This is a genomic window from Streptomyces sp. NPDC047515, assembly GCF_040643055.1.
Lineage (GTDB): Bacteria > Actinomycetota > Actinomycetes > Streptomycetales > Streptomycetaceae > Streptomyces.
In genome coordinates this window covers 26,975-39,804 of the sequence record NZ_JBEYTM010000008.1, presented here as the reverse complement: position 1 = coordinate 39,804, position 12,830 = coordinate 26,975, and the positions used below count along the sequence as shown (strand labels likewise).

The window sequence follows — 12,830 nt, the reverse complement described above, 5'->3', positions numbered from 1 at the left end:
GGTTAGGCCGTGCCGACGCACCGCGCCGCCCCGGCACCCGATCCTACCGTCGTCGGCGGCACGACGAGCCTGGCGGGCTCGTCCACGTCCAGGCGCAGCAGGTCCTCCTCGGTCTCCCGGCGCACCACGGTGCGGGCACGGCCGTCGGACACGAAGACGACAGCAGGACGCGGCAACTTGTTGTAGTTGGACGCCATGGCGTATCCGTATGCGCCCGTGACCGGCGTGGCGAGGAGATCACCCACCGCGGTCTCGGCCGGCAGGGCGGCCTCGTCGACGATCACATCGCCGCTCTCGCAGTGCTTGCCGACCAGCCGTGCCCGCAGCGGTCGCGGCGCGCGGGGGTCGTGCGGCAGGAACGCCTCGTAGCGGCTGCCGTACAGGGCGGGGCGCAGATTGTCGCTCATGCCGCCGTCGACGCTGACGTATGTCCGCACGCCCTCGATGCGCTTGATCGTGCCCACCCGGTACAGGGTCAGCCCGGCGCGGGCGGCGATGGACCGGCCGGGCTCCACTGTCACGTCGCCGCCCCAGCCCGCATCGCGCACCGCGGTGCGCACCCGGGCCGCCCAGGTCGCGAACGAGGGTACGGTCTGCCCCGCCTCGTACGCGACACCGAGGCCGCCACCGACGGTGAGCCGGTGGACCCGTGTCTCCGCGGCGAACCGTGCGACGGCCGCGGCTCCTGCCGCGAGCTCCGCCGGGTCCAGCACCTGGGAGCCCACATGCGCGTGGACGCCCTCCAGGACCATCGCCAGGGAACCGGCGGCCCGCCGCACTGCCGCCGCGGCGGTTCCGCCGACGAGGCCGAAGCCGAACTTCGAGTCGTTGCCACCGGTACGGATCGCCTCGTGTGCACCTGCGGCGACACCGGGCGCCACCCGCAACTGAACTCGGACGGGCGGTAGTTGTTCCTCGGCGTACAGGCGCTCGATGCGGTCCATCTCGTCGAAGCTGTCGACCACCACATGCCTCACCCCGGCTGACATCGCCGTGCGCAGCTCCGCCTCGTCCTTGTTGTTGCCGTGCAGCACGATCCGTCCGGCCGGAACATTCGCGTGCAGCGCCACCCGCAGCTCGCCGCCGGAGGCCACATCGAGCAACAGCCCCTCCTCGTGGGCCAGTCGGGCCATGGCCGTGCACAGAAACGCCTTGGAGGCGTACGCGACGTTGCCCTGGCCGAAGGCGGCGACCGCCTCCCGGCAGCGTCGGCGCAGGTGATCCTCGTCGTACACGAAGAGCGGTGTTCCCGAGCACCGCGCCAGTTCGGTGAGCAGGACCCCTCCGACGGCAAGCCCTTCCGGGCGGATCTCGGAAGTGAAGGGCAGCAGATCCGTTTCGATGGCTGACGTCATGGTTCCTCCCCGCAGGCCGGTTCTCCGCCATCCTGCGGCCTGCAGGAGGGGTCACAAAAGCGCATTCTTCTGTGGCTGAGCCTCATGAATCTCGATGCTCAGGCCGCGTCGCCGGTCGCGGGCCACCGCATGGGCCGCGAACCCTGGGCGACGGTGTCCGGTGCGGTGCCGCCGACCGCCGCGGCGGTGAGCGATACCTCCGTTCCCCAGCCAGAGATCCGTGCCCAGCAGTCGGTCAGTGGTTCTTCGAGGTGAAAGGACCGTTGCCGAAGGCGAGGTGGGCGAAGCGTTCGCCGATGCGCCGGTGGGTGGCGGGGTCCGGGTGCAGATCGTCGGGCAACGGCAGTTCGGCGTGATCGGCCTCGCCGTAGAGGTCGAGGCCGTGGAGGTAGTGCAGGTTCGGGTCGGTGGCGGCACGCTGCTGGACGATGCGGGACAGCTCGTCCCGGATCATGGTGAGGGTCAGTTTCCCGGCAGCACGCTGCGCGGGATCGCCGGTGGCCACGAACCGCAGCCGCCCCTCGCTCATCGCGCTGAGGTCCGGGGCGCTGGGTCCGGGCGTGTTCTCGTGGATGGCGCAGTAGATGGGCGAGATGACCAGCAGCGGGGTGGTGGGGTGGCCGTCGCGGATGGTGTCGAGGAAACCGTTGACGGCCGGGCCGAAGGCGCGCAGCCGCATGACATCGGCGTTGACGATGTTGATGCCGATCTTGATGCTGATCAGGTCGGCGGGGGTGTCGCGCATGGTGCGGGCGGTGAACGGGTCGAGCAGGGCGCTGCCGCCGAATCCCATGTTGACCAGCTCCACCTTGCCCAGGGCAGCGGCCAGGGCAGGCCAGATCCCGGTTGGGGTGGCGGCGTTGGAGCCGTGGCTGATCGAACTGCCGTGGTGCAGCCAGACCTTGCGGCCGCTGGGCGGTGGTGTGTGGACGGGGGCGTTGGTGCGCAGGGCTGCCAGCTGGGTGGTCTCGTCGTGCGGCAGCCAGATCTCGACGTCCTTCTCGTCGTCCGGCAGGCCGGTGAAGCGCAGGGTCTCCACCGGACCGGGACGGGTTTGCGTGGTTCCGGAGGCCATGTCGATGGTCAGCGTGTCGCCCTCGGCCGCGCCGGCCCGGCCTGCGAGCCGCCCGTCGACGAGGAGCTCGTACACCCCGTCGGGGCGCGGCGGCGCTCCGACGTAGACCCGTTTGGTGGCCACGACGTCCAGCTCGACGGCGGTGGCCCGGGTACGGAAGGCCAGCCGCACGCCGGAGGGCTGTGACTCCGCCATGGCCAGCTGGCCGTCGGGGATCTGCTGCCGGGCACGCGCGGGCAACCGGTGGGGCAGTATGCCGCGTTCGGTGCGCTCCAGGTCGAGGGCGCCGCGGAGGAGGCCGGCGGTGATGGGAGTGGTGGTCCAGTCGTGTTCGGTGTTCATTTCCTCGGTATCTTCGATCAGGAGGGTCGGTTGGCAGAGGCCCCCGGAAGGGTTGATCAGGAGCTGGTGGGCCAGGTGCGCAGCAGGGCGTCGAGCGCGTTGAGGATCTCGGTCCAGCTCTCCTGCGAGTCGGGGGCGCTGTGGCTGAAGCCGCCGGCGGTCTCCAGGCCGACGTACCCACTGAAGACGCTGCCCAGCAGCCGAACCGCGTGTGTCTGGTGCGGTTCGGCCAGGTCGTATCCGCGCAGGATCGCCCGTGTCATCTGGGCGTGCCGGACTCCGGCGCTGGCGGCCGCCGTCTGCGGGTCGAGCCGGAACCGGGTTGCGGCGAAGCGCCCCGGGTGCTTGAGGGCGTAGTCGCGGTAGACGTTCGCGAAAGCGGTCAGGGCGTCTTTGCCGGCCCGTCCGGCCACCGCGGCGGAGACCTGGTCGGCGAGTTCCTCCAGGGCGAGCAGGGTGATCTGGGTCTTGAGGTCGTGGGCGTTCTTCACATGCGAATACAGGCTCGCGGTCTGTACGCCGAACCGCCGGGCGAGCTCCGCGGGGGTCGCCTGCTCGAAGCCGACCTCGTCGGCCAGCTCCGCCCCCGCCCGGACCAGGCGCTCCGTGGTCAGTCCTACCCGTCCGGCCCGTGCCATGTTCATCCTCCGAATCACTCCCCATCCCTGACATCGACGATTATGCACTTGCCTAATTCGATTAGGCAAATTAGCGTGCCTATTATGAAACCGTTGACTGAACAAGAGATTCGTACGGCGTTCGTGAACTGCACCAAGGGCGAGGCCAAGCGCCTGAGCGTCCCCCGCGACCTGGCCGAGCAGCGCTGGGAGGACCTGGACTTCCTGGGCTGGCGAGATCCCCAGGCCCCCGACCGGGCCTACCTCGTGACCGAGCTCGACGGCCGCCCGGTCGGCATCCAGCTGCGCTCCTCCACCGCTGGCTCCTGGCAGATGCGACGCAGCATGTGCTCGGTGTGTGTGACCACCCACACCGGGGGCGTTTCTCTGATGGTCGCGCCGAGGTCCGGGAAGGCCGGGCAGCAGGGCAACTCGGTCGGTGTCTACATGTGCAGCGACCTGGCCTGCTCCCTCTATGTACGCGGAAAGAAGGACGCGGGCATCGGCGCACGCCTCCACGAGTCCCTCACCCTGGAGGAGAAGGTCCAGCGGACCGTGGCGAACCTCGCCGCCTTCATTGCCAAGGTGACCGCGTGAGCAGCGCCCCGACCTGGACCTTCGGCGTCCTTCCCGGCACGTTGCCGCTCGTCCTTGCCGTTTCGGACGACCACGCAATCGGCCGGCCCCGCGGCGGACCGACCACGAAGATCCACCGGCGGCCGGCCCGGCCCGGCCCGGCTCACCTCGACCGTGAGGCGCCCGCGCAGCCGCGACCACGAGGGTGGATCGGAGGGCGGACGCCGCACCACCACACCAGTGGCCGACGCTCTCTCTCGCACCGTGCGTCTACTCGAATCCCTCGGCCACCAGGTGGAGGAGGTCAAGGTCGGCCTCGGAACCGACTGGGAGGAGTTCGTCCTGGCCGGCGCCCGTCAGTGGACGGCGAATCTCAAGGCCTCGGTCGACGAGCCGGCTGCCGCCTTCGACCGGCCCATCGACTCCTCAGCCCTTGAGCCGCCTGTCCTTGCCGGCCACCGCTACGGGCAGCAGGTCAGTGGCGCCCAGTTCGTCACCGCTCTCGCGATCCGGCATCAGATCGCTCGAAGCCCGGCACGGTACTTCGACGCTCACGACATGCTGCTCACCCCGACCTTGCCGGAGCGTCCCGCGCCCCTGGGCACCCATGCCGAGGGCGCAGAGGCGCTGGACGGCCTTGGCCGGCTTCGCCGCCTCTTCGACCTCTACCCGTTCACCGCGGCGTTCAATGTGGCGGGCACACCCGCCATGTCCGTGCCCGCGAGGGCCGACGCCGAGACGGGACTCCCGATCGGTGTGCAGTTCGCTGCCGGTTACGGGCTCGAAGGCCGTCTCTTCCGCCTCGCTGGACAACTCGAACAGGCAAGCTCGTGGTCGGGCCGAACCTCCACGGTGTGGGCAGGGAACCACACGGACCGCTGAGGAGTGCTCCTGGAGAGCCGGTGCGGGTGCTCCTGGCTGACCGTGCCACCCTCTTTCGGGATCTCGAAGCACTCGCAACCCGAGCTTCAGGACGAAGGTCTGTTCCCGTTCGCTCCGGTGCGGTCGCGGTCGTAGGCGGCGAGGAGGAAGAGCCAGACCTCACTGACGGTCGGGAAGCAGGCGATCGCGTGCCGGAGCCGCTTGAGCGGGACCTCGCCGGCCACCGCGACGGTCGCCGAGTGCAGCAACTCGCTGACTCCGGGACCGACGAAGGTCACCCCGAGCAGGACTTCCCGGTCGATGTCGACCACCATTCGGGCGTGGCCACGGTAGTTGTCGGCGTACAGGTCAGCGCCTTGGGCGGCGTTGAAGTCGAGGTCGACGACCTGGATACGGTGGCCTTCCTGGGCCGCCTGCTCGGCGGTCAGGCCCACGGCGGCCGCCTCGGGATCGGTGAAGAATACCTGGGGCACGGCGTGCTGGTCGGCGGTGGTGGCATGGTCTCCCCACGGTCCGTCGTCCAGGGGAACGCCTGCGGCGCGGGCGCCGATGGCGTCGCCGGCGGTCCGCGCCTGGTACTTGCCCTGGTGGGTGAGCAGGGCCCGGTGGTTGATGTCGCCGACGGCGTACAGCCATGCCCCGTCGACCCCGTCGACCAGGCAGGTGGTGTCCACCTCCAACCACGTGCCGGGGGTCAGGCCGGCGGTGTCCAGGCCGATGTCGTCGGTGGCGGGAGTCCGTCCGGTGGCGAACATGACCTCGTCGACCTGTAGTTCGCTGCCGTCGTCGAGGGTGAGGGTGACGGGCCCGGTGGGGTCCGGGCGGCGCACAGCGGTGACCTGGGTGCCGATGCGCACGTCCACGCCTGCCTCGGTGAGACTGCGAGCGACGAGCTCGCCCGCGAAGGGCTCCATGCGGGGAATGAGGCGGTGGCGGGCGAGCAGGATGACCTGGGAGCCCAGGCCCCGCCAGAGGGTGGCCATCTCGACGCCGACTCCGCCGCCTCCGACGATGGCGAGCCGGGCGGGGACCGTGCTGGAGTCGGTGCCCTGCCGGTTCGTCCAGGGCCGGGCCTCCTGGATGCCGGGGATGTCGGGCAGAGCCGGTCGGCTGCCGGTGGCGACGGCCACCGCGTGTCGGGCGGTGAGGGTGTGGCGTGCGCCGTCGTCCCGGGTGACCGTGACGCGGCGGGGGCCGTCGATGCGGCCGTGGCCGCGGAAGAGGTCGGCGCCGATGGACTTCACTCCTTCGGCCTGTCCGCTGTCGTCCCAGTCGGCGACGTAATGATTGCGACGGGCGAAGACCTGGTCGGTGTCGAGTTGGCCGGTGACGGCCTGCCTGGCGCCGTCCACCCGCCGGGCGTCGGCGACCGCGATGACCGGCCGCAGCAGCGCCTTGCTGGGGACGCAGGCCCAGTAGGAGCATTCGCCGCCGACCAGTTCACGCTCCACGACGGCCACGGTGAGGCCGGCGGCGCGGGCGCGGGCGGCGACGTTCTGGCCGACCGGGCCGGCCCCCAACACGACCACGTCGTAGGCGCCGCTCCCCTGATTCTCGCGTGCTTGGCTCATGGCTCCCTCGCGTCTGGTCGGGGGGACGGGGTCACATCCCCCGGTTCATGTAACCGCGAGGCGCGCGACGACCGTCATACCTTGGCCGTAGGACTCAGCAAGAGCGGCCATTCGTGCTCCTTGTGGCCGCACCCACGCCGTGATCGGCCTCGGGCGGTCCGGCGCCTCCCCGCGAGGCCATCCCCAAGCCCTCCGCCTGAGTCCGTTCTCCGCAGCCGCCCGCCCGACCAACACCGGTCGACGCACCCACCTGCGCCGCCCGCCACTGGACCTGGACCGAGGGCTCAGCAAAACTGACACGGAATCATGAACGATCGAGGCGGCCGGCCCCGGGTCAGGCCCTGGCGATGTTCCTGTCCGGCATCGGTTCCGCGAGTGCTGTCCGCCATTCAGGCGCACCGAAGCCGTCCGCGAAGTACTGCGTCTCGTGCACCACGTACCCGTGGGCAAATTCCATGATGCTCACCGAATAGGACGGCACCCCGTCGTACGTGATGAGACATTCGCTCACCCAAAGACTCCCGCTGCCAGTGATCCGGTGGACGGTGAAATGCCGACTGGCAGGGTGCCCGCCACGTTGCGCCGAAATCGTCGCGCGGCCCCGGAATCGTTCACCTGACTGGGGGTAGTCGAGGATCGCGTCCGCAGCGTAGATGGCGTGCTCGGCTTCGGTATCCCCGCGTTCCGATGCCCGCCAGTGTTCGTCGAGTGCGGCCCTGGTCCGGATATCAGGATCCATCGCATTGTCCCTTCTGCAGGCGGCCGGATCGATCCGGGAACCTCAAAACGCATCGAGGCTTCCTCCCGGGACGCTGGGACCGTTGAACGTCATGGGCAACGGTGACAGCGTAGCCGTTCCGAATTGCTTCTCCGGCGCCTGGAGGGAATTGTGGGCGGCGCGCCGCATCGGCTTGTCCGCCAGGAGCCCGAACCACCGCTCGACCTGGTTGAGCCAGGAGGAGCAGGTGTGGTCGAGTGCATGTGGAACCGGGGGTAAGGGCTGTCCCGACGGCCGGCAGTGCATGCGTTCATGCATGCTGTGGTTGGACAGCTCGAACATGCCGACCCGGTGCCGCTTCAGGCCGAATACCGTCCAGGTCCAGCCGATCACCGCTACCGGCACCTCGCGTCGGTCGCCGTCCACCTCGCCGAGGCCGGTGGGGCGTTCCGGTACGCGAGGGGCCGCTCATTACTCGTCCTCGGCGGTCCCGACCGGGCCGGCGGTCCGTACCGGAAAGAGCGCGGACCAGCGAGCTTCCTCCTCGCGCTGCTCCCGGCCCCGTCGCCGCCACGCCTGGACGGTCAGGGACCCCACGGCGGTGATGCCCGCGACCGCCAGCAGCGCGACCACGCTCGGATCGACCGGCGTGAGGAGCAGAAACATCGTGAGGGCCGCCGATCCCCAGCCGGTCAGCACAGCAGCCGCGGCCAGCCGCCGCGAGCGCGGCCGGTCCTGGCCCGCCCGCAGATCGATATAAGCGGGCAGGTACCAGACGTTGCCGGATGCGAGGAGCACGACGACACCGACCGCCAGAACACCATGGGACATCGGGCAGCACTCTCCTGAGGGCGGGGCTTGCGGGGGAGATGGAAGGGTCAGTGCGGTACGGCGGGTTCGAGTTCGAGCGCGGCAATCTCCGGATGGTGCAGATCGAACGCCGGGGACTCGCTGCGGATGCGGGGCAGGGAAGTGAAGTTGTGCCGCGGCGGAGGACAGGACGTGGCCCATTCCAGGGAGCGGCCGTAACCCCAGGGGTCGTCGACGGTGACCTTCCTGCCGTACTGGCTGGTCTTCCAGACGTTGTAGAAGAAGGGCAGGAACGACAGCCCGAGGAGGAATGAGCCGATGGTGGAAAGGGTGTTGAGAGCGGTGAAACCGTCAGCGGCGAGATAGTCCGCGTACCGGCGCGGCATTCCCTCGGCCCCGAGCCAGTGCTGCACGAGGAACGTGAGATGGAATCCGACCGTCAGCACCCAGAAAGTGATCTTGCCAAGGCGCTCGTCGAGCATCCTGCCGGTGAACTTCGGCCACCAGAAGTGGAATCCGGCGAACATCGCGTACACGACCGTGCCGAAGAGCGTGTAGTGGAAGTGGGCGACAACGAAGTACGAGTCGGAGACATGGAAGTCCAGCGGCGGTGAGGCCAGGATGACTCCGGTCAGCCCACCGAAGACGAAGGTGATGAGAAATCCGGTGGTCCACAGCATCGGTGTCTCGAAGGACAGCGATCCCTTCCACATCGTGCCGATCCAGTTGAAGAACTTCACTCCGGTCGGTACGGCGATCAGGAAGGTCATGAAGGCGAAGAAGGGCAGCAGTACACCACCGGTCACATACATGTGGTGGGCCCAGACGGTGACGGACAGTCCGGCGATGGCGATCGTCGCGGCAACAAGACCGATATAGCCGAACATCGGCTTGCGGGAGAAGACCGGAATGATCTCGGAGACGATGCCGAAGAATGGCAGAGCCAGTACGTAGACCTCCGGGTGGCCGAAGAACCAGAAGAGGTGCTGCCACAGGAGCGCGCCTCCGTTGGAGGGATCGAAGATGTGTGAGCCGAACTTCCGGTCCATCTCCAGCGCGAAGAGCGCCGCGGCCAGGACCGGGAAGACCAGGAGGATGAGTACGGCGGTCAGCAGTACGTTCCAGGTGAAGATCGACATCCGGAACATGGTCATTCCCGGGGCACGCATGCATATGATGGTGGTGATGAAGTTCACCGCTCCGAGAATGGAACCGAAGCCGGAAAGCGCCACGCCCATGATCCACATGTCGGCGCCGATGCCCGGTGAATGCGTGGCATCGGACAACGGAGCATAGGCGAACCACCCGAAGTCGGCGGCGCCCTGAGGAGTCAGGAACCCCGCGGCGGCGATCAGTGAACCGAAGAGGAACAACCAGTACGCCAGCATGTTCAGCCGCGGAAATGCCACATCGGGTGCGCCTATCTGAAGCGGCATGAGCCAATTGGCGAATCCCGTGAACAGCGGCATCGCGAACAGCAGCAGCATCACCGACCCGTGCATGGTGAATGCCTGATTGAACTGCTCGTTGGAAATGATCTGCGTCCCGGGACGGGCGAGTTCGGCGCGCATCACGAGTGCCATCGCGCCACCGATCAGAAAGAAGACGAACGCGGTGACGAGATAGAGCGTGCCGATCTGCTTGTGGTCGGTCGTCGTGAGCCACGAGACGACGATCCGCCCGCGGGACGAACGGCCCGGCAGATGGGTGCCGGGTAGCGCCGCCGGCTCCTTCGTGTCGGCCCGGGCGGCCGGGTGGCCGTTCCTGGTGGAGTGCGCGTCGGCGATGGCGGCACCGGGGTCGGGGGGCATGGGCCCCTGTACGGGGGCGGTCTGATTGCCCTGCGATTCCATTGCGTCCACCGGACCGTGTCCTCCAGCTGTTGCGGTTCTTCGAGCGCTCCCCCGGCCGGACGGGGCGAAGGGGAGCGGTCGGAAAGGTCCGGCGGATCACGAGGGGACGGACCGGACCTTCCCGGCCTCACCATCCTGGCCGCGCCCCTCGAAGCCCTCCAGGGACCGACAGGTACCTTCCACGGGGCCGACCGGCCCTACTGCGGATCCGTCAGACAGCCGTCCGGCCTCACCCGAGCCGGTCCCTGCGGCAGGGCACCGCCAGGCCCTCGGGACCGTGGCTGTCGTAGGCTGACCGTCCGTGGACCGGTCCCAGCCCTGCGGTGATCCGGTGAGCAAGTTCCCGGCATACGGCACACGGATCCAGAGAGCGGCGCCCCGATGACAGAGACAGCACCTACCGCGCCCGACTCCCCCTTCGGAGTCCCTGCTCCCGGCTCCGCCTCCCCCGCCCTCGACTCGCCCGGAGCCCCCTGCCCCGCCCCGGCGACCTGGCCCAAGCCCAGTCGGCCGGACAGGACGCGCAGTCTGCTGGATGCCGTGATGAGTCTGGGGCGGGGCCTGGAACTGCCCGAGGTGCTCCGCGGCATCGTGGAGGCCGCAGTGACCCTGACCGACGCACAGTACGGAGCGCTCGGCATCGTCGGGGACGGGCAGAAGCTGCTGAAGTTCCTGCCGGTCGGCATATCGGAGCAGCTCGCCGCCGTGATCGGCCAGACGCCGTGCGGGCGCGGAATCCTCGGCGAGCTGATCCATCACCCAGAACCGCTGCGGCTCACCGATCTGAGCGGCCATCCGCGCAGCTTCGGATTTCCGCCCCATCATCCCCCGATGCGTACCTTCCTCGGGGTGCCCGTGCGGGTTCGCGACGAGGTGTTCGGCAACCTCTACCTCACCGAGAAGCGGGGCGGGGTGAGCTTCGACGCCGACGACGAGGCGGTGCTGACCACCTTGTCGATCGCGGCCGGGGTCGCCATCGACAACGCCCGCATGTACGACGAGAGCCGTCGCCGGGAGCGGCGTCTGGAGGCACTGGGAGAGATCACCCGCACCCTGCTCTCGGGGACGGACGCCGACGAGGTGCTGCATCTGATCGCCGAGCGGGCGATGGAGGTGGCGGGGGCCGACCGCGCCGCGATTCTGCTGCCGACGCCTTCCGCGTCCCTCTCCGGGGCTTCGGAGACATCCGGGGCTGAGGCACGTCTCACCGTTGCCGTCGCCCACGGCAGGGACTCCGAACGCGTGACGGGACTGTCCGTGCCCGCGTGGGGATCGCTGGCCGGGCTCGCCGCCCGTACCGGGACACCGGTGCACTGCGCCGATGTCCGTACCGATCCCCGGGCCCATCCGTTCGACGACGGTGCCGAGGAAGGCCTGGGTCCGGTGGTGACGGTGCCTCTGCGGGTCGACACGGGAGCGAGAGGCGTACTGCGCCTGGGGCGGCCGGTGGACCGTCCGCCGTTCGACGACACCGAGGTCGCGCTCGTCTCGGGCTTCGCCGACCAGGCGGCCATCGCCCTGGAACTGGCGCGTAGGCGGGCCGAGTCCGAGGAACTCGCCGTCATGCACGACCGGGACCGGATCGCCCGCGATCTGCACGATCTGGCGATCCAGCGTCTCTTCGCGACCGGGATGACTCTCCAGAGCACCACGCGCGCCATCGCGGACCGGCCGGACGCGGCCGAGCGGGTCAGCCGGGCGGTGGATGATCTGGACACCACGATCCGGATCATCCGGTCCACCATCTTCGATCTGCGGACAGCGGACGGTTCGGGCCGTGGCGGGCTGCGGCACCGGATGACGGAGACCGCTCGCTCGGCGGCACACGCCCTTGGTTTCCGGCCCTCAGTGCGGATCGACGGGCCGGTGGACACCACGGTGCCGGACGAACTGGCCGAACACGTGGTGGCGGTCGCCGCCGAGGCGGTGTCCAATGCCTCTCGCCATGCCCGTGCCACTCGTATCGGCATCGTGTTGTCGGCCGACGACGCGGTGGCCCTGACCGTCACCGACAACGGCATCGGAATCCGGGACGGTGTCACGACCGTCCCGGGGACTGGGGCGGCGGTCGACGCCGACGAACCGGCGGCCGGGCGCCTCGGAGGGCTGGCCAATATGCGTACGCGGGCGGAGCTGTGCGGCGGCACACTGGCCATCGAACAGCCGGCGGACGGCGGCACCCGGATCGTCTGGCGCGTGCCGCTCCACGACTGACGCCTGAGCGCCCGTCAGCTCCCCCGGGCCGGGGGTCAGCCCTGTCGGTCCTTGATGCGGCCGACGAGCATCGCGGCCTGGATCCGGCGGCCCACGCCCAGTTTGGCGAGGATCGAGGAGATGCGGTTCTTGACGGTCTTCTCCGCCAGGAAGAGACGTTCCGCGATCTCACGGTTGGTGAGGCCCTCGCCGATGAGATCCAGGATCTGCCTTTCCCTGGGCGTGAGCGCATCGAGTTCCGATGCCTGCGACACCTCGGCAGGGGTTCGCTGGGTGCCCCGCAGCCGGGCCATCACGCGGGCGGTCGTCCGTGGATCGAGCATCGAGGTGCCTGACGCGACCGTGCGTACGGCGGCGATCAGATCGGCTCCGTTGATCTGCTTCAGCACGTAACCCGCGGCGCCCGCCATGATGGCGTCGAACAGCGCCTCGTCATCGTCGAACGATGTCAGCATCAGGCAGGCGAGTTCGGGCATCAGGGCACGCAGTTCCCGGCACACCTCGATACCGGCGTGGTCACCGCCTCGGTCGTCGCCGAGGCGTACGTCCAGTACGGCGACCTGCGGTCTGCTGGCCGGTACCCGGGCCAGCGCCTCCCGGGCGTCGGACGCCTCGCCGACGACCTCGATGCCGTCCTCGGCTTCCAGCAGATCGCGCACCCCGCGCCGTACGACCTCGTGGTCGTCCAGGATGAAGACGCGTACGGGGGCCGCGAACTGCGACGGGGCCGTGCTCAGGGGGGTCGTACTCAGTGGGGTCGTACTCAGTGGGGTCGTTCTCAGTGGGGTCGTTCTCAGTAGGGTCGTTCTCAGTGGGG

General features: G+C 69.2%; 11 protein-coding genes and 1 pseudogene. 3 read left to right on the top strand and 9 right to left on the bottom strand.

Features of this window, described 5'->3' with window-relative positions; translation table 11 throughout:
* Nucleotides 1-2: 2 nt before the first annotated feature.
* The 3 genes from lysA to ABZ826_RS09030 form a co-directional block, all read right to left on the bottom strand.
* Nucleotides 3-1,355: a diaminopimelate decarboxylase gene (lysA, locus tag ABZ826_RS09040; RefSeq protein WP_361444490.1), complete on the bottom strand. Its 1,353-nt coding sequence runs from the start codon at nt 1,353-1,355 to the stop codon at nt 3-5.
* Nucleotides 1,356-1,590: 235 nt separating this feature from the next.
* Complete coding sequence (locus ABZ826_RS09035; RefSeq protein ID WP_361444487.1) at nt 1,591-2,772, bottom strand: GDSL-type esterase/lipase family protein; 1,182 nt, start codon at nt 2,770-2,772, stop codon at nt 1,591-1,593.
* Between the two features lie 56 nt (nt 2,773-2,828).
* A complete protein-coding gene (locus ABZ826_RS09030) occupies nt 2,829-3,410 on the bottom strand; it encodes a WHG domain-containing protein (protein WP_361444941.1) in 582 nt (193 codons plus the stop codon).
* Between the two features lie 84 nt (nt 3,411-3,494).
* On the opposite strand from ABZ826_RS09030, the gene ABZ826_RS09025 reads away from it, so the two are divergent.
* Both ABZ826_RS09025 and ABZ826_RS09020 read left to right on the top strand, forming a co-directional pair.
* The gene (locus tag ABZ826_RS09025) at nt 3,495-3,986 is read left to right on the top strand and encodes an FBP domain-containing protein (protein ID WP_361444484.1); all 492 of its coding nucleotides are present in this window, start codon (nt 3,495-3,497) and stop codon (nt 3,984-3,986) included.
* Nucleotides 3,987-4,175: 189 nt separating this feature from the next.
* Nucleotides 4,176-4,847, top strand: a pseudogene (locus ABZ826_RS09020) (amidase family protein); the annotation flags it as partial.
* A gap of 86 nt (nt 4,848-4,933) precedes the next feature.
* Here ABZ826_RS09020 and ABZ826_RS09015 read toward each other — a convergent pair.
* From ABZ826_RS09015 to ctaD, 5 genes are all read right to left on the bottom strand, one after another.
* A complete protein-coding gene (locus ABZ826_RS09015; protein WP_361444481.1) occupies nt 4,934-6,418 on the bottom strand; it encodes an NAD(P)/FAD-dependent oxidoreductase in 1,485 nt (494 codons plus the stop codon).
* A gap of 334 nt (nt 6,419-6,752) precedes the next feature.
* On the bottom strand, nt 6,753-7,157 hold the full coding sequence (locus ABZ826_RS09010) for a nuclear transport factor 2 family protein (RefSeq protein WP_361444478.1): 405 nt from the start codon (nt 7,155-7,157) through the stop codon (nt 6,753-6,755).
* A gap of 42 nt (nt 7,158-7,199) precedes the next feature.
* Nucleotides 7,200-7,529 (bottom strand): hypothetical protein, encoded by a 330-nt coding sequence (locus ABZ826_RS09005; RefSeq protein WP_361444475.1) that lies wholly within the window; start codon nt 7,527-7,529, stop codon nt 7,200-7,202.
* Between the two features lie 78 nt (nt 7,530-7,607).
* Nucleotides 7,608-7,967, bottom strand: coding sequence for a hypothetical protein (locus ABZ826_RS09000; protein ID WP_361444472.1), 360 nt, complete (start codon nt 7,965-7,967; stop codon nt 7,608-7,610).
* A gap of 47 nt (nt 7,968-8,014) precedes the next feature.
* A complete protein-coding gene (gene ctaD / locus ABZ826_RS08995; protein WP_361444938.1) occupies nt 8,015-9,799 on the bottom strand; it encodes a cytochrome c oxidase subunit I in 1,785 nt (594 codons plus the stop codon).
* Nucleotides 9,800-10,342: 543 nt separating this feature from the next.
* On the opposite strand from ctaD, the gene ABZ826_RS08990 reads away from it, so the two are divergent.
* The gene (locus tag ABZ826_RS08990; RefSeq protein ID WP_361444935.1) at nt 10,343-12,013 is read left to right on the top strand and encodes a GAF domain-containing protein; all 1,671 of its coding nucleotides are present in this window, start codon (nt 10,343-10,345) and stop codon (nt 12,011-12,013) included.
* Between the two features lie 35 nt (nt 12,014-12,048).
* Here the strand turns inward: ABZ826_RS08990 and ABZ826_RS08985 are convergent, their stop codons facing one another.
* Nucleotides 12,049-12,750 carry a response regulator transcription factor gene (locus tag ABZ826_RS08985; protein ID WP_361444932.1) on the bottom strand — a complete coding sequence of 234 codons (702 nt, stop codon included), beginning with the start codon at nt 12,748-12,750 and terminating at the stop codon, nt 12,049-12,051.
* Between the last annotated feature and the right edge of the window lie 80 nt (nt 12,751-12,830).

Bases quoted from the DNA above. Each gene is read 5' to 3' on its own strand.
- lysA (WP_361444490.1), bottom strand. From the start codon at position 1,355: ATGACGTCAGCCATCGAAACGGATCTGCTGCCCTTCACTTCCGAGATC.
- ABZ826_RS09035 (WP_361444487.1), bottom strand. From the start codon at position 2,772: ATGAACACCGAACACGACTGGACCACCACTCCCATCACCGCCGGCCTC.
- ABZ826_RS09030 (WP_361444941.1), bottom strand. From the start codon at position 3,410: ATGGCACGGGCCGGACGGGTAGGACTGACCACGGAGCGCCTGGTCCGG.
- ABZ826_RS09025 (WP_361444484.1), top strand. From the start codon at position 3,495: ATGAAACCGTTGACTGAACAAGAGATTCGTACGGCGTTCGTGAACTGC.
- ABZ826_RS09015 (WP_361444481.1), bottom strand. From the start codon at position 6,418: ATGAGCCAAGCACGCGAGAATCAGGGGAGCGGCGCCTACGACGTGGTC.
- ABZ826_RS09010 (WP_361444478.1), bottom strand. From the start codon at position 7,157: ATGGATCCTGATATCCGGACCAGGGCCGCACTCGACGAACACTGGCGG.
- ABZ826_RS09000 (WP_361444472.1), bottom strand. From the start codon at position 7,967: ATGTCCCATGGTGTTCTGGCGGTCGGTGTCGTCGTGCTCCTCGCATCC.
- ctaD (WP_361444938.1), bottom strand. From the start codon at position 9,799: ATGGAATCGCAGGGCAATCAGACCGCCCCCGTACAGGGGCCCATGCCC.
- ABZ826_RS08990 (WP_361444935.1), top strand. From the start codon at position 10,343: ATGAGTCTGGGGCGGGGCCTGGAACTGCCCGAGGTGCTCCGCGGCATC.